The sequence below is a fragment of the Acetohalobium arabaticum DSM 5501 genome, from assembly GCF_000144695.1.
In the GTDB taxonomy this organism is placed as follows: domain Bacteria; phylum Bacillota; class Halanaerobiia; order Halobacteroidales; family Acetohalobiaceae; genus Acetohalobium; species Acetohalobium arabaticum.
This window is the reverse complement of sequence record NC_014378.1, coordinates 2,265,918-2,282,312: the sequence shown is the minus strand read 5'-3', so window position 1 is coordinate 2,282,312 and position 16,395 is coordinate 2,265,918. Positions and strand designations below refer to the sequence as shown.

The window sequence follows — 16,395 nt, the reverse complement described above, 5'->3', positions numbered from 1 at the left end:
CTTTGAAAAGATGAGGGATAATTAATGATCTGGTATTTACTATATAATCTGTTATTAACCTTGCTCCTACTCTTGTTTGCGCCGGTTCTGCTTTATAAGATGTTGATTAAGGGGCAGTATCGGGAAGGGTTCAAGGAGCGGCTGGGATTTCTGCCGGCTGAGGTTAGTCAATGGCGGACGGAGGATGTGATCTGGATTCATGCTGCTTCGGTTGGTGAAACGGCGGCTGCTGCTTCGCTGGTTACTGAGCTTAAGGAGCGGTGTCCGGATCATAAGATTCTATTTTCGACGATGACGGATACCGGCCGGAATATGGCCCATAAGAGTATTGATGAGGCTGATGGGGTTATCTACTTTCCATTGGATTTTCCCTGGATTGTAAATAAGGTGTTAGGCCGGATTAAACCGGAGTTAGTGATTATGATTGAGACGGAGCTGTGGCCTAACTTTCTTAAAGCAGCCGAAAAGTTTGACTGTAAGACGATGGTGGCCAGCGGACGAATCAGTGACGGTAGTCTAAAGAGTTATAAGTACTTTAAACCGTTGCTTAAAAAGGTTTTGGCTAACATAGATATCTTAAGTATGCAGTCTGAGCAGGATGCAGACCGAATTCTGGAGTTAGGGGCTGTTAAAGAGCGGGTCTGGAACAACGGTAATATCAAGTTTGATCAGGAGTACGGTGAGTCCGGTGCTGAGTTGGAGAGTGAGCTGTATGATAGATTCCAGCTAAGTGATGACCAGCCGGTTATAGTGATGGGTAGTACCCATGATGATGAAGAAGAGCAGCTCCTTCCGGTCTATCAGCGCCTAAAGGATAATTTTCCTGAGTTAGTGATGATTCTGGCGCCCCGCTATATTGAGCGGAAAGAGGAGATAACTGAGCTTTACAGTCAGGCAGGAATAGATCTGGTCTGCCGGACGGAGATAGAACAGCGGACCGACGAACCGGTAATCCTGTTGGATACTATAGGTGAGTTAGCCCAGGTCTACAGCATAGCTGATCTAGTCTTTATCGGCGGTAGTCTGATCAAACGCGGCGGACATAATATTTTAGAGCCGGCGGCCCAAGGTAAGCTGGTCTTCTTTGGGCCGCATATGTTTAACTTTAAGGATAATACTAGAATGGTCCTAGAACACGGCGTAGGGATTCAGGTTGGAGATTCTGATGAACTGGCTGAGAAGATGCTTTATTACCTTGAGAATCAGGAAGAATTAGAAGCTAAGGGCCGGCAGGCCCGTCAGATGATAGAAGCCAATCAAGGGGCAGCGGAGCGGAATGCCCAATTAGCTGCTGAATTGATAGGAGTTAAGAGCTATGAATAAGAAGCTGGACCAAATAGAAAGGATCTTAATTATTAGATTAAGTGCTATCGGGGATGTGATCCATGCTCTGCCGGTAGCCAAAGCTGTGCGGGAGAGCTATCCCGAGGCGGAGATTAGCTGGATTGTGGAAAGTAAGGCCCAGGATCTAGTAGTGGATAATCCTAACTTGGATAATGTGATTTTACTGCCTAAGGAAGAATGGAAGGCTGAGTTTAAGGAAGCTAAGTGGGCAACATTAAAGCGGGCTAAAGGATTTTTTGATGAGTTAACAAGGAAGTATGACTTTGATCTAGCTCTGGATGTCCACGGCCTCTTCAAAAGCGGTTTAACGGCCTACTTAAGCGGAGCAGATAGGATAATCGGCCCCGGTGACTGTAGAGAAGGAAGCTGGCTATTTTATGATCAACAGGTTGAATTACCAGACAGGATACATCAGATAGACAGAAACTTGACTGTGGCTGAAGCTATCGGCGCTGAAAGTGAAGAAGTTTCTTTCGATATAGCAGTTACGGAGGAAGAAAGAGAGCGGGTTGAGGAACTCCTTACTGATCTAGAAGTAAATAAAGAACAGCCCCTGGTAGCCATCAATCCCTTTACCAGCTGGTCGTCTAAGGACTGGCTGCCGGATAGATATGCTCTCTTAGCTGACCGGCTGATTAGTAAGCTAGGCTGTGAAGTAGTCTTTACCGGCGGACCGGGCGATAGAGAGGGTGTCGCTGAGATTATGGAGCTGATGGCTCAGCCGGCCTATAATTTAGCCGGAAAAACTAATCTAAAGGAGCTGGCCGAAGTATATAACCGAACTGATCTCTTTATCGGCGGCGATACCGGCCCAATGCATCTGGCTGTAGCCATGGATACGAGGGTGATAGCCCTGATGGGGCCGACAACGGCTGCTACCCATGGGCCTTACGGCGGTCAACATATAGTGATTCAGCCGGAGCTGGACTGTATTGAATGCTGGGATAGAGTCTGTGAAAGGAATAATGAATGTATGAAGGAGATAAGTGGGGAAGAAGTATTTAACGCAGTCAGGGAAGCATTAGGGAGTGACAGAAATGGAAGCTGAAGTTAGAGAACCAGAAAGGATTGTAGTGATTGATCTGCTCTATATGGGAGACTTATTATTTGCGACTCCTTTCTTTAGAAACTTAAGACAGAAGTATCCGGAAGCTAAGATAGATCTGATAGTTAATGCTAACTTTTATGATATTATTGAAGATAATCCCCACTTCGATGAAGTCTACGCCTATGACAAAGACTGGAGTATCACCAAAAGTATTCAGTTTGCTCGGCAGCTGCGCTCAAATGATTATGACTTAGGTTTGAATATCCACGGCAACTGGCGGACGGCGATTCTGCTTAGAATAATCAATCCTGATTATAATGTAGGCTACGGTACTAAAGGAAGAGGAATCTGGCTCGATCGGTCCCTAGTTTCCAGTGAGAATAAGCATATGGTGGAGGTCTATCTCGACTTTCTGCGGGAGCTAGGCTTTAGCGGACTGGATGATAAAGGACTGGAGCTGGAGATTGATCCGCAGGCTGAGGAGTCTATGGAGGAGTTCTTAGCTTCACAGGGCATAACAGAAGCTGAGCGGTTGGTCGGTTTAAATACCGGCGGCAGCTGGCCGACAAAACAGTGGATGCAGGAAGGCTTTGCTCAGCTGGCTGATAGGCTCCGATGGGATTACGACAGCAGAGTAATCTTCTTCGGCGGCCCCGGTGATGTCGAACGGGTAGAAGAGATAGCTGCTCAGATGGAGACGGAACCAGTTATCGCTGCCGGTAAGACAGGCCTAAAGGAGCTGGCAGCCTTAGCCAGTTTCTGTGATCTCTTCATCAGCGGTGATACCGGGCCGGTTCATGTGGCAGCAGCTGTCGGTACCCCGACGATTGCTATCTTTGGGCCGTCGGATGAGACCAAGTACCAGCCCTACGGCGATCAGCATCAGGTGGTCAAGACTGAACTAAACTGTCGGCCCTGCGGTGAGCATCACTGTCCTGAAGAGCATCATAACTGTATGGCCGATATTACTGTGGAGGATATTCTAGAGATAGTAGAGGAGGGGATGTAGTGGCTTCACTCGGTGCTTTAGTCTTAACTTATAATGAAGAGGAGAATATTACTGATTGTCTGGACAGTATTGACTGGGTTGAGGAGATAGTTGTTGTTGATTCCTACAGTGAGGATGATACTGTTGAACTGGCCCAGCAGTATACATCAAAGGTTTACCAGCGGGAGTTTGATGACTTTGCTTCTCAGCGCAACTTCGGTCTGGAGAAGCTGGAATCGGAGTGGGTTTTAGTAGTTGATGCTGATGAGCGGGTAACAGAGGAGTTAAAAGAAGAGGTTCTTGATAAGCTATCTAATCCGCAGGTAGAGGGCTATCGGGTACCGCGGAGGAATTACTTCTTAGGTAAATGGATTAAACACTGCGGCTGGTATCCTGATTATACACTGCGGCTCTTTAAGACTGCTGAGAATAGCTACAGCGGCCTGGTCCATGAAGGAATCGAGCTGGACGGCAAAGTAGTTGAGCTGGAGAATGACTTAATTCACTACACCTACCGTAATCTCGATCATTATCTGGATAAGATGAACCACTATACAACCTTAGATGCGGAAAAGAAGTATCAGGCCGGGGTCAAAAAGAGTTTAGCCTATATGCTGCTGAGGCCTGTTTTAGAGTTTATCAAGAAGTTCTTCTTAAAGAAGGGATTTCTGTTGGGCCGGCAGGGTCTAATCCTTTCAATCTTTTCTTTTTATTATCAGTTCCAGAAGTATGTTAAGCTCTGGGAGAAGTATGAAGTCGAGCCGGGGAGCGATAGTAATGAAGAAGATACTATTTCTTAACAGCTGTGTCGAATGGGGCGGCGGTGAAAAGTGGACTTTTGAGGCGGCTGAGGAGTTAGATAGCCGCGGGTATGAAGTGATTGTCGGCAGTGTCGCCAAAAGTGAATTATATCAGAAAGCCCAACGGGCCGGCTTAAGAACCAAAGTAGTTCCGGTTAAGGGAAATTTATCGGCGCTTAATCCGGTTAAGCTCTTTTCTTTTGTGAAGTATCTCAAACAGGAAGAGATTGATACCATCTTTCTAAACTTATCCCAGGACCTGAAATTCGGCGGAATCGGCGGCAGATTAGCCGGCGTGGACCAGATTATCTACCGCCGCGGCAGTGCAATTCCGATCAAGGATCGATTCTATACGAAGTTTCTGCTTGAGGACTGCGTAACTGATATTATTGCTAATTCTAAGTCTACCAAAGAGACTATTCTGGAGAATACTGTCCAGTGGCTGAGTGAAGATAAGATTGAGATTATTTATAACGGTATTAAAGTAGATGAAATAAAAAGTCAGAAGGAAGGCTCTGATATTAGAGCAGAGTTTGGAATTGATGAGGATGAAGTCCTAATTGGTAATGTAGGCCGGTTAAGTAGACAGAAGGGTCATAAATACTTAGTAGAGGCGGTTAAGTTACTCAGTGAAGAGATTAATAACTTTAAAGTTTTAGTTGTGGGAAAAGGAAAGCTAGAGAATAAGATCAAGAAGCAGGTTAAGTCTTTAGGTGTGGAGGAGTATATTATATTTACCGGCTTTAGAAGTGATGTTTATAATATCATGGAGCAGATTGATTTCTTATTACATACTGCACTCTGGGAAGGTTTCGGCTTTGTAATTGCTGAGGCGATGGCAGTAGGTAAGCCGGTAGTCAGCACTGATGTAAGCAATATCTCTGAGATTATGGTTGACGGTCAGACAGGCTATCTGGCTGAAAGTAAGAATCCGGCTGATATAGCTGAAAAGACAATTAAAATGATTAATACTACTAAGAAGGAAAAAATGGGTAGGATAGGTAAAAATATAATAGAAGATAGATTTACGTTTACGCGTATGATAGATCAAATTGAAGAGTTATATCTATAGTCAACAAATCTCTTACGCTTGCCATTCGTTCAAGATGTTGCAGAGAAGGTCAATATGCCTCTTCTACTTGCCACTCATTCGGCGTCCTGCCTCATTCGTTCTCAAAAACTGGTCCTCCACCATCCATGGTTCCGGACCAGTTTTAAGAGTCGCGCCAGAGGCATATTGACCATCTGTAATGGAGTGTTTTAAGTAACGATAGTAATAGTTATTTTGCTAATCTAGATCTATTAAAGGGTGAGAGTATGGAGTTGGATTATATTAAGGAAAAGGATGATTTAGGGACTAGGTTAATCTGGATAGCTGAAGGATGGGATGGTGATAGGTTTAGAAGCTATCTGGATAGCTTTGATAGGGATTTTAGGGCGGGAAATGCTATTTATGATAAGCGTAATCTGTTAACTAGAATTGAGCCTAATAAAGAGTTAGGGATTAAAGAGGATATTGCAGTTAAGAAGTTTAAGTTAACGCGGACTTATGACAAGCTGCGGTTCTGTTTTCTTGATTCTAAAGCTGTTCGTTCACTGAAGATTGCTCTGGCTTTAGAGGAGATTGGAGTTAAGACTCCTAGCCCGGTAGCGGTGGTGGAGAAGAGGGGTAAGTTTAATAAGCTGCTCTATAGTTACTTTATTACTGAGTATGTTGATTATGATTATAATTTGTTGGATATAGCCAAGGATTATGATCATTCTCTGCGGAATAAGTTAAAAGACTGGCTGCCGCAGATTGCCCGAGATGTAAAGAGAATGCATCAGGCGGGAGTTGTGCATAATGATCTCCATGCGGGTAATATTTTGGTCAAGCTTACAGAGGAGAAACCGGAATTTTATTATATAGATCTGAACCGGGGGCGGATTAAGAGTAATTTAAGTCAGAAGCAGCGGGTTAAGGATCTGGCACGGTTTAAGTTGACAAGTGAAGAGAAAGAGATATTTATGGAGTATTATGCTCCACAGCATCATCAGGAATTATTGGATTTGATGATTAAACAGCGGGAAAGAAGACAGAGATTGCGTCAATTTAAAAAGAAGGTAAGAAGTTTACTTGGAGTACGATAATATGAATTTTGGAGGGACTAGAGTGGACAAAGCTGTAGTGGTTAATTATTTGGATAAATTTATTATCGGTAGTCTAATGCTAATGATGTTTAGTTCAGCAATTTCGATTGCTGGTTCCAGTATTGGATTAGGACTTGCTTTTATCGGCTGGATAATTAAACTAATTATTACCCGGGAGATTGATTTTAGCGGTAATCCGTTAAATAAGCCGATAGGTATCTTTCTGTTAGCAATGTTAATTTCTTTTATTGGTAGTTATGATTTGGCAGAAAGTTTAGATGGGTTAGAAGATTTTTTATTAGTTTTTATACTCTATTATATGGTTATAGATAATGTATCAGATTTAAAAACAGTGAAGAAGTTATTTGGTATGGGATTAATATCAATTGCTATTTCTTCGACCTATGGACTTTTCTGGCAGCATTATTACTTAGGAGTTAGACGGGTAAATGCTGATTTTATGGCGCTTGATTTTGGTGCTTTGTTATTGATTTATTTGTTATTTGTTGTCAGTTATCTTCTCTTTGGTAGTGTTAATCTCCAAGGAAAAGTTAAATATATTGTATTATCACCATTGATAGCTTTGACTTTAATTTATAATAAGACTCGGGGTGCCTGGTTAGGTTTTGCAGGAGCTACTTTTTTAACTTTCTGGGTTAAGAGTAAGAAGTGGATTCCTATATTCTTAGTAATAATTCTGGTAGTAGTTTCTTTTGCTCCTCAGCAGATCCAGAATAGAATTAAGAGTATTGTTGATTTAGAAGATAACAAAAGTAACTTAGGTAGACTAGCTCTCTGGAAGGGATCACTTTTAATGTTTGAAGATCATCCTGTTAATGGAATTGGATTAGGTAATTTTACGGATGTCTACAAAAAAGATTATAAACAGCCTAATACTGCTTCGATGGCTCATGCCCATAATAATTTCTTAAATTTCTTAGCTGAGACTGGAATTGTAGGTTTAGCAGGATTTATTTATTTGTTATATTCAATCTTAAAATATTTATATATTAATTATTTAAATTTAAAACAGGGTTATTATAGATTATTTGTGCTAGCTACTTCTAGTAGTGTGGTAGGAGTCTGGATTATTCAGGGAGTGACAGAAACTAATTTCCCTAAATCAGTGGTAAGCAGGACTCTCTGGTTTTTGATTGCTTTATCAGTTGTGATTATTAAATTGCTTAAAGAGCAGAAAGATATAAAGATTTAAATAAAGAAGAAAGAAGGAAGAGTAAATATGAGGTTAAACAAAAAAATCAGGGATAATAAAACTAAAGTTTATTATGATGACGAATTAAAGAATAATCTGGTGGAGAAGGTATTAAGCTGTGTAAATGGTCAGTGCAGCGATGATAATTTTAGTTTAATAGATAAAAGTACTGGACGGAGAGTATTTAAACTGGAGTTTGGTAATAAAAGTTATTATATTAAAAAATATTCATATCGAAAAGTAAGTAAACGGATTAAAAATCTATTTAGACCATCTGAGGCGTTTAGAGCATTTAAAAAGTGCAAGCAGTTATTAGCAGCAGAGGTTTCGGTTGTTAAACCAGTGTTAGCAATTACATATCGGCATGATATCTGGACAGTTGATAGTCTATTTATTACGGAAGATTTTCAAGGAATGAATTTGCGTGATTATCTTGCTTATGAAGATTATAGTCTGGAATTAAAGAGAGAAATAATAAAAAGATTAGCTGAATTTTGGTTTGAGTTATATCAGCTTAAATTTTTGAATGGAGATCCTAATATTGTTAATATTTTAATTAGATTTAATCAAGAGAAGTTTGAACTCGGATTAGTTGATGTGGATAATATAAAGAAGTTACCCTTTATACCATGGAAAATGGTGATTAAGAATTTAATTAAGTTTACTGCTCATACATATTCGAATTTAGATGGTTTTGGAAGGGATAAGTTAGATTATGAAGATAGGATGTTATTTTTTAAAGAATTTTTTAGTTATTTTAATCATCAGGAGGATATAGATGAACTTATAGATTATATTAATCAGAAAACAGTAGAAAAACTTATTGATTGGGATAAAAAAGAGCTTATAATTAGTGATAAAAAGTTAAGTGATTTTTATATATAGGAATATGTTGATTGATAAATAAACTGAAAAAATCAGGAGGAAAGTAAAGTGAAGCAATCAAAACTATCTAAATTACTAAGTGATATAAAAAAAGTTCCATATAGAATAGATGAGATTAGAATGAAAGCTGGATTATTAGGGTTTCAGGAGTGGCAGGGAATAGATAAGTATTTCATTATATCAACTGGGAGAACTGGTACTAAATTTTTTGCTAAGTTTCTTGATGAATTTTCAGATATCTATTCGATTCACGAACCAGAACCTGATTCTACTTTGGTACGTCTGGCTATTGATTATGCTAGGAGAAAAATATCTAAACAAAATGCTATTGAAAAAGTGGAACAGATTAGAAGAGCGATGTGTAAAGATGTGAAAAGAAAAAAGGCAAGTAGTTATATTGAGTCCAATAACCGACTTTTTTCGTTAATACCTGTATTAAGGGAAGTTTTTGAAGATATTAAAATAATTCATATAGTTAGAGATGGAAGAGATTATGTGCGGTCAGGTATGAGTCGTGATTGGTATGTAGAAGAAGATGATGCTTATCGATTACAAGCTAATTACTTTGAGGAAGATAAATATTATAATCAGTGGACTAATATGACAAGGTTTGAAAAGATAAGTTGGATGTGGCAAAAAAAAGATAAATTTATTTATAGAAGTGTTAAAAAAGCTGATGATTCTATTACTGTAAAGTTTGAAGATATATTTAAGGATGAAGATTATAAGGGGTTATATAGAATTGCTGAGTATATTAATCTACCTGAAAATGAGTTGAAGCAGATGATAGATAAAATGATGAATAAAAGAGTAAATTCAACTAAAGAATATGCTATTCCCCATTGGACAGAATGGAATCAAAAGTTGAGAAATAAATTTGATAATATTGCTGGTGAGCATATGAAAAAGTATTATAATTATAATTGGAATAATTAATTTTAAAATAAAGTTTATCGTTTAAGGGAGCGAAAAAGTATGAAGATAGCGTTAGTCCATAAACAGTATACTACTCACGGTGGTACTGAAAGATATATGGTTAATTTGTCGAATTTTTTAGCTGAAGAAGGTCATGAGGTACATGTCTTTACTGGAAGTTGGGATGAGGAAGTGGCTAATGATGAAATAATTTTTCATAAAACTGCTTATTTCGGTAAGAAATTAGGAATTGACAAGTATGTGTTTGCTAAGAGTGCCTACAAAGAAGTACAGAAATATGATTTTGATATTATTCAGACTTTTTCCCGGACAGGCTTTGGTGATGTAATTAGAATCGGCGGCGGCTGCCATGAGGTTTATGTTGATAAAATGATGGAATTAATTGATAATCCGCTGTATGAATCAATCAAAAGATTGGAATCTAAACTTTCTTTAAGTGAGTATTTAACTAAATATTATGAAGCTCAAGATTTTAAGCCGGGTAATTATAAGAAGATTGTAGCTATCTCTCAGACGGTTAAAGATCAGATTATGGATGTCTATCAGGTGCCAGAAAAAGATATAGTAATTAATTATAATGGCGTAGATGTTAATCAGTTTAAACCAGAAAATCAAGAAGAATATAGAGATGAAATAAGAACCAAGCATGGTTTTAGTGATGAAGATATGGTATTATTATTTGTGGGAACTGGATTTAAAAGAAAAGGTTTAAAGTATGTACTGCAGGCAATGGCTCAGGTGGATGAGGTTGAATTATTAGTAGTAGGCAAAGGAAAAGTTAATGAATTTAAGAAGATGGCTGCTAATTTAAATGTTAATGAAAGAGTAGAATTTGTTGGGGCTTCATCTAATGTAGAGGCTTATTATGCTGCTGGAGATGTTTTTGTGTTACCTACTATCTATGAGCCTTTTGGTTCAGTAGTTACTGAAGCTTTGGCTTCTGGATTGCCGGCAATTACTTCTCAGGCGGCCGGTTCAGCCGAGGTATTAGAGGAAGGGAAAGATGGTTTTGTGCTGGAACCAGTAGATAATGTAGAACAGTTAAGTATCTATATAAAGCAGTTAAAGGATCAGAGTTTAAGAGATGAAATGTCTCAAGCTGCTCGGGAGAAGGCATTAAAGTATAGCGAAAAAAGGAATCATCAAAATATGTTAGATATTTATGCAAATATTTTAGAATATAAGCTGTGATAGATTAAATGATGGTTTCAAAATTAAGGAGAGATAGAGTGAGTAGAAAAGAGGCTTTAAAAAGTAATTGGAAATATAAAATGGATAAAATTGGAATGAGATTAAGGCTGTTAGGACAGCAAGATTGGGGTCCTATAGATAAATTTTTTATTGTATCTACTGGGAGAACTGGGACTCATTTTTTTGCTAAATTTCTTAATGAATTTTCTTCAGTATATGCTATTCATGAACCACATCCTACATTTCTGCGTTTGGCTATTAGCTATGCCTGTGGGGAAATAACTGACTTAAAAGCGGTAAAAAAGGTTGAACGATGTAGAAGAGCTCTTTGTAGAGAAGTTAAAAGGAAAGATGCTGATATCTATGTTGAATCCAATAATAGATTATTTTCTTTGTTACCTGTGTTAAGAGAAGTTTTTGAAGATATTAAAGTAATTCATATAGTTAGAGATGGAAGAGATTATGTGCGGTCAGGTATGAGTAGAAACTGGTATACCAAAGAGGATGATGGTTCGAGATTAAGGGCTGTTTATTTTGAAGATGATAAATATCAGGATAAATGGGATGAGATGACAAGATTTGAAAAGGTATGCTGGGAATGGCAGAAAAAAGATAGTTTTATCTGGCAGAGTGTGAAAGATATTGATGATGCTATTACTGTAAAGTTTGAAGATATATTTAAAGACAATAAGTTTAAAGGAATGTACAGAATTGCTGATTATATAGGATTATCTGAAGATAAAACTGAAAAAGTAATTAATAGAATGATGAATCAGAAGGCAAGTTCAACAACAGATTATGCTATTCCTCACTGGACAGATTGGAATCAAGAAATGATGGATAAGTTTGATAGGATTGCTGGAGGACATATGAAGAATTATTATAATTACTAGAGGATATAGTTGGAGGAGGAGGCAGGATGTCTAAAAGATTATTATTTATGAATACTGGTACTGGATGGGGAGGGGTAGAAAAATGGCATTATAAGACGGCTTCAGCTTTACAGAAGAGAGAATATGATATTTTTATACTAGGTATTAAAGATGAAATGTTTTATAATAAGTGTAAAGATGCTGGTCTTAAAGTTGATAGTATAGATCATATTGGAGATGTTACTTTTGTTAATCCTTTCAGGTTATATTGGTTGGTAAGGTATCTTAAGAAGAATATGATAGATGCTATCTTTCTTTGTCAATCTTCCCACTTTAAATATGGTTCCCTAGCAGCTAAGTTAGCAGGTGTAGAAACTATTGTTTATCGTAGGGCTTTGGCTAAACCAATTAAGAATAAGTTCTATAATCGCTGGTTATTAAAGTATTGTGTTACTGATTTTATGTCTATTTCTAAAGTTACTAGAGATAAAAACTTAAAGAATATACCGACTGATTATTTATCAAAAGAAAAGCTAAAGTTAATCTATAAAGGAGTAAAGAAAGATAAGTTTATTGATCCGGAAATAACTTCTGATCTTAGAGAGGAATTTAACATTAAGGATGATGAGTTGATAATTGGTAATGTCGGGAGGTTATGCAGGCAAAAAGCACAACAGTATTTAATTGAAGCGCTTCCCCAGGTTCTAAAGGAGTTTGAGAAGTTTAAAGTATTGTTAGTAGGTAGCGGGAAAAAAGGAGAGGTATTTAAAGATAGAGTAAAAGAACTAGGGTTAGAAGATAAAGTTATTTTTACTGGTTTTAGAGAGGATATACCTTCAATTCTAAAACAATTAGATTTTATGGTTCATACTGCTATCTATGAAGGAGGAGCTCCCTGGGTAATATTGGAAGCAATGATGGCAGGAGTGCCGATAGTAACAACCGAGGCTACTACAATTTCTGAATTTGTAATTGATGGAGAGAATGGTTATCTAGCTGAAAATAAGAATTCTACTGATATAGCAGAGAAAATATTAAAGATGATTAAGCATCCAGAGCGTGAGAAATTAGGTCAGCAAGGAGCTGAAATTGCTAAGAAGAAGTTTTCTTTTCAAAAGATGATTGATGAGATTGAAGAGAAGATACTAAATAATTAGGAAAAAAGTCAAACAGTATGGTCAATAGATTGACTATTTGGAACAAGTAGTTTTTTCAATTGTTTTAAAGCTTGATGAAGGGATTGTTACATATTTCACGAATATTAATCATTAGTCTATATAACAAAACTTAATCTCTATAAAGTAGAAAAGGAAGGGATATTAAAGTGAAATTATCTGTATTTGGTACAGGCTATGTAGGATTAGTTTCCGGAGCATGTTTTGCTGAGCTAGGACATGAAGTTATCTGTGTGGATATTGATGAAGAAAAGATCGAAGGACTGCGCAATGGTGTGATGCCGATTTATGAAGATGGATTAAAGGAGATTGTGGATCGAAATTATGCTAACGGTAATCTGAAGTTTACAACTTTGCCGGCGGAAGGAGTAACGGAGAGTGACATCATCTTTATTGCCGTAGGAACTCCTTCGGATAATGAGGGAGGGGCTGATCTTTCGGCGGTCGAAGCTGTAGTCGAAAGTATTGCTGAAAATATCAATGATTATAAGATTGTAGTAGATAAGAGTACGGTACCGGTCGGAACCGGGGACTGGGTGGAAGAGATGATTGAGGAGCAGAAGGAAGCCGATTATGAGTTTGATGTTGTTTCCTGTCCGGAATTCTTGCGGGAAGGAACAGCAGTTGACGATACGATGAATCCGGACCGAGTGGTGATTGGAACTGAGAGTGAAAAAGCCGCTGAGGTAATGGATGAATTACATCAGGACTTTGAAGCGCCGATTCTCCATACAGACCGCTATAGTGCCGAGATAATTAAGTACGCGGCTAATGCTTTCTTAGCTACGAAGATCAGCTTCATTAATGAAATAGCCAATATCTGTGAACGGACCGGCGGTAATGTACAGGAAGTAGCTAAAGGTATCGGTTCGGATCACAGGATCAGCGATAAGTTTCTGCGGGCCGGCGTCGGTTTCGGCGGAGCCTGTTTCCCTAAGGATACCAAAGCAATTGTTTCTACAGCTGCTGAACACGGCTATGACTTCAAGATTGTTGATTCGACAGTCGAAGTTAATGAAGCCCAGAAGAAGACGTTGGTAAATAAGTTAAGACAGGAGATGTCTGATCTAGAAGATAAGAAGATTGCTGTCCTGGGACTATCCTTCAAGCCGAATACTGATGATATGAGAGAGGCTCCGTCCCGGACTGTTGTAAAGCAGCTTTTAGATGATGGAGCTGAAGTTAAGGCCTATGATCCGGTAGCTATGGAGGAAGCGGAGAAGATCTTCGGCGACAGTATTGAGTACTCTGAAGATGCATATGATGCAATTGATGATACAGAGGCAGTGATCTTAGTTACTGAATGGGATGAGTTCCAGAATCTTGATTTGGATAGAGTAAAGGAACTGCTTAATAATTCTCTCTTTATCGATGGACGGAACTGTTATGAGCCCGAAAAGATGAAGGAACAAGGCTTTACCTATTACAGTGTAGGAAGAAAAGCAATTAATGTGAAATAAATAATAGGGTGAGCATAGATTAATTCTTATACTATAAATGAGCAAAAATAGCTCCATTTTATGGAAGTTAATAGTCAGAGTTATCCCTAGGCCATATTTAATAGTTCTAAAGTTATGCTCAATTGTACATTAGATTGAGCACGCTTATAAGTCGATTTAACATAGTCTATTTTACTCTGATTTCTAATTTTAAAATACCTTATTTTTTCTCGAATGTTTTAGCAAAAAATTCTTTAGAAACTGCTGCTAGTATAAATTCTTTTATTCTACACCAAAATGTTGGGAATGTCCTGTTTATTTTAAACTGTAATAATATGGTTCTAAATTTGCTCGTTTATAATTCTTACATTTAAATTAAGATGAAATTTAGGTTTAATTGTTAGAGATTATTAGAGGTATTGATTCATAAGTAAATAAAAAAATCCATAAATGAAGGAATTTGACTATTTTTCTTAACTAAGTTATAGTAAGATAGTTTGATTTTTAGGAATTTGGAATATGTCATAGTAATAAGTAGTATTAAAGATAATAAATTAGATAAGAGATTTGATTGAAGTTGCATTATAAAGGAGGATTATAATGGAGACATCAGCAACTAAAAATGATGATATAGAAAGTATACAGGGTGATGCTAATGAATTACATAAAGTTGAGTCTAATTATATTTATAATGCTGTGAGTAGGGGATTAGATATTGTATTAGCATCAGTTGGAATGATTTTATTAGCTCCTGTATTTATAATAGTGGCTTATAAAATTAAAAAGAATGATGGAGGAAATATATTTTTTAAACATACACGGATTGGAAAAGATACAGAAGAGTTTAAGATGTATAAATTTAGAACTATGGTGCCTAATGCAGAAGAAAAATTACAAGAGGTTCTAGAAAATGATGAAGAGTTAAGAAAAGAATTTTATGAAAACTTCAAATTAAAGGATGATCCGCGGATAACTGAAATTGGTGATTTTTTAAGAAAGACAAGTCTTGATGAATTGCCGCAGTTGATTAATATAATCAAAGGAGATATGAGTTTAGTTGGTCCTCGGCCAGTTGTAGATGATGAATTAGAGATGCATTATAAAGGAACAGGAGATATTGTATTTTCTGTTAAGCCTGGTTTAACAGGGATGTGGCAGGTGAATGGGAGAAGTGATGTTGAAGATTATGAAGAAAGAATAGCACTGGATTTGAAGTATGTAAAAGAAAGATCACTGCTATTAGATATGAAAATAATATTAAAGACTATAAAATCTGTGATTAAAAGAGAAGGAGCATATTAATTTTTAACTAAAACCATTAAGAAGTGGGTGAATTTTAATAAGTGGAAAAGACTATTTTAGTGGTAGGTGGAGCAGGATACATCGGTTCTCATCAAGTAAAGATGCTAGCTAAAAGAGGTTATGAGGTAGTTGTTTATGATAATTTATCTACAGGATATAGAGATTTAGTGACAGTAGATAATTTTGAAAAAGGAGACTTGGCTGATAAGGATAGATTAAAGGAAGTTTTTTCTAGATATGACATAGATGCAGTAATGCATTTTGCTGCTTTTATTCAGGTAGGAGAATCAGTTAAAAATCCGGCTAAGTATTATAAGAATAATGTAGTTAATGTGATTAACTTATTAGATGTAATGTTGGAGTATGATGTTAAATATTTTATCTTTTCTTCGACAGCAGCAGTATATGGAGAACCGGAAGAAATACCTATTAAAGAAGGACAAGCTAAGAAGCCGATTAGTCCTTACGGTAAATCTAAGTTAATGGTAGAGCAAATATTAGAGGATTATGATAGAGCCTATAATTTAAGATATACCTGTTTTAGATATTTTAATGCTTCGGGAGCAGATGAGAGTGGAAGGATTGGAGAGAAGCATGACCCAGAAACTCATTTAATTCCTCTTGTATTACAGACCGCCTTAGGAGAAAGAGATGAAATTTATATCTTTGGTACAGATTATGACACTAGAGATAATACCTGTATCCGAGATTTTATTCATGTCAATGATTTGGCTGATGCTCATATTAGAGGATTAGAGAGGCTGTTTGAAGGGGATAATTCAGAAGTGTTTAATTTAGGCTCGGGAGACGGTTATTCAGTTAGAGAAATTATAGATAAAGCTAAAGAAATTACTCAAGTTAATTTTAAAGTTGTGGAAGATGACCGACGCGAAGGAGATCCCGCTGTACTTATTGCTGATAGTTCTAAGGCTACGCAAATGTTAGCTTGGGAGCCTAAGTACAACTTAGAAGATATAATAAGAACTGCCTGGAATTGGCATAAATCTGAAAAGATTTAGTTTAGAAACATCTTGATGAAGAATTATATTACGTAAATCTTTATTAAATTATA

The 16,395-nt window shown here is 37.2% G+C and carries 15 protein-coding genes; all 15 read left to right on the top strand.

Annotation, left to right across the window (positions count from 1 at the left end; genetic code table 11):
- Positions 1-24 precede the first annotated feature (24 nt).
- The 15 genes from acear_RS12880 to galE all read left to right on the top strand — a co-directional run bounded on the left by acear_RS12880 (position 25) and on the right by galE (position 16,342).
- Positions 25-1,323, top strand: coding sequence for a 3-deoxy-D-manno-octulosonic acid transferase (locus tag acear_RS12880; protein ID WP_013279097.1), 1,299 nt, complete (start codon positions 25-27; stop codon positions 1,321-1,323).
- Positions 1,316-2,392 (top strand): glycosyltransferase family 9 protein, encoded by a 1,077-nt coding sequence (locus tag acear_RS12875; RefSeq protein ID WP_013279096.1) that lies wholly within the window; start codon positions 1,316-1,318, stop codon positions 2,390-2,392. Before acear_RS12880 ends, acear_RS12875 begins: the two co-directional genes overlap by 8 nt.
- Positions 2,382-3,401 (top strand): lipopolysaccharide heptosyltransferase II, encoded by a 1,020-nt coding sequence (waaF, locus tag acear_RS11010; RefSeq protein ID WP_013279095.1) that lies wholly within the window; start codon positions 2,382-2,384, stop codon positions 3,399-3,401. Before acear_RS12875 ends, waaF begins: the two co-directional genes overlap by 11 nt.
- A complete protein-coding gene (locus acear_RS11005) occupies positions 3,401-4,180 on the top strand; it encodes a glycosyltransferase family 2 protein (RefSeq protein WP_013279094.1) in 780 nt (259 codons plus the stop codon). The genes waaF and acear_RS11005 overlap by 1 nt, the downstream gene beginning before the upstream one ends.
- On the top strand, positions 4,158-5,252 hold the full coding sequence (locus tag acear_RS11000; RefSeq protein ID WP_013279093.1) for a glycosyltransferase: 1,095 nt from the start codon (positions 4,158-4,160) through the stop codon (positions 5,250-5,252). Before acear_RS11005 ends, acear_RS11000 begins: the two co-directional genes overlap by 23 nt.
- A 245-nt stretch (positions 5,253-5,497) precedes the next feature.
- Positions 5,498-6,310 carry a lipopolysaccharide kinase InaA family protein gene (locus acear_RS10995; protein ID WP_013279092.1) on the top strand — a complete coding sequence of 271 codons (813 nt, stop codon included), beginning with the start codon at positions 5,498-5,500 and terminating at the stop codon, positions 6,308-6,310.
- A 22-nt stretch (positions 6,311-6,332) separates the two neighbouring features.
- On the top strand, positions 6,333-7,523 hold the full coding sequence (locus tag acear_RS10990; protein ID WP_245526686.1) for an O-antigen ligase family protein: 1,191 nt from the start codon (positions 6,333-6,335) through the stop codon (positions 7,521-7,523).
- A 27-nt stretch (positions 7,524-7,550) separates the two neighbouring features.
- The gene (locus acear_RS10985) at positions 7,551-8,408 is read left to right on the top strand and encodes a lipopolysaccharide kinase InaA family protein (RefSeq protein ID WP_013279090.1); all 858 of its coding nucleotides are present in this window, start codon (positions 7,551-7,553) and stop codon (positions 8,406-8,408) included.
- 48 nt (positions 8,409-8,456) lie between these two features.
- Positions 8,457-9,344, top strand: coding sequence for a sulfotransferase (locus tag acear_RS10980; RefSeq protein WP_013279089.1), 888 nt, complete (start codon positions 8,457-8,459; stop codon positions 9,342-9,344).
- Positions 9,345-9,383: 39 nt separating this feature from the next.
- The gene (locus tag acear_RS10975; RefSeq protein WP_013279088.1) at positions 9,384-10,535 is read left to right on the top strand and encodes a glycosyltransferase family 4 protein; all 1,152 of its coding nucleotides are present in this window, start codon (positions 9,384-9,386) and stop codon (positions 10,533-10,535) included.
- Positions 10,536-10,573: 38 nt separating this feature from the next.
- Positions 10,574-11,428 (top strand): sulfotransferase domain-containing protein, encoded by an 855-nt coding sequence (locus acear_RS10970; protein WP_013279087.1) that lies wholly within the window; start codon positions 10,574-10,576, stop codon positions 11,426-11,428.
- 26 nt (positions 11,429-11,454) lie between these two features.
- Entirely contained in the window at positions 11,455-12,564 is a 1,110-nt protein-coding gene (locus tag acear_RS10965) for a glycosyltransferase (protein ID WP_013279086.1), read from the top strand.
- Positions 12,565-12,725: 161 nt separating this feature from the next.
- Positions 12,726-14,042: a UDP-glucose dehydrogenase family protein gene (locus acear_RS10960; RefSeq protein ID WP_148217714.1), complete on the top strand. Its 1,317-nt coding sequence runs from the start codon at positions 12,726-12,728 to the stop codon at positions 14,040-14,042.
- A 579-nt stretch (positions 14,043-14,621) separates the two neighbouring features.
- Positions 14,622-15,323 carry a sugar transferase gene (locus tag acear_RS10955; protein ID WP_013279084.1) on the top strand — a complete coding sequence of 234 codons (702 nt, stop codon included), beginning with the start codon at positions 14,622-14,624 and terminating at the stop codon, positions 15,321-15,323.
- 41 nt (positions 15,324-15,364) lie between these two features.
- Positions 15,365-16,342 (top strand): UDP-glucose 4-epimerase GalE, encoded by a 978-nt coding sequence (gene galE / locus acear_RS10950; RefSeq protein ID WP_013279083.1) that lies wholly within the window; start codon positions 15,365-15,367, stop codon positions 16,340-16,342.
- Positions 16,343-16,395: the final 53 nt, after the last annotated feature.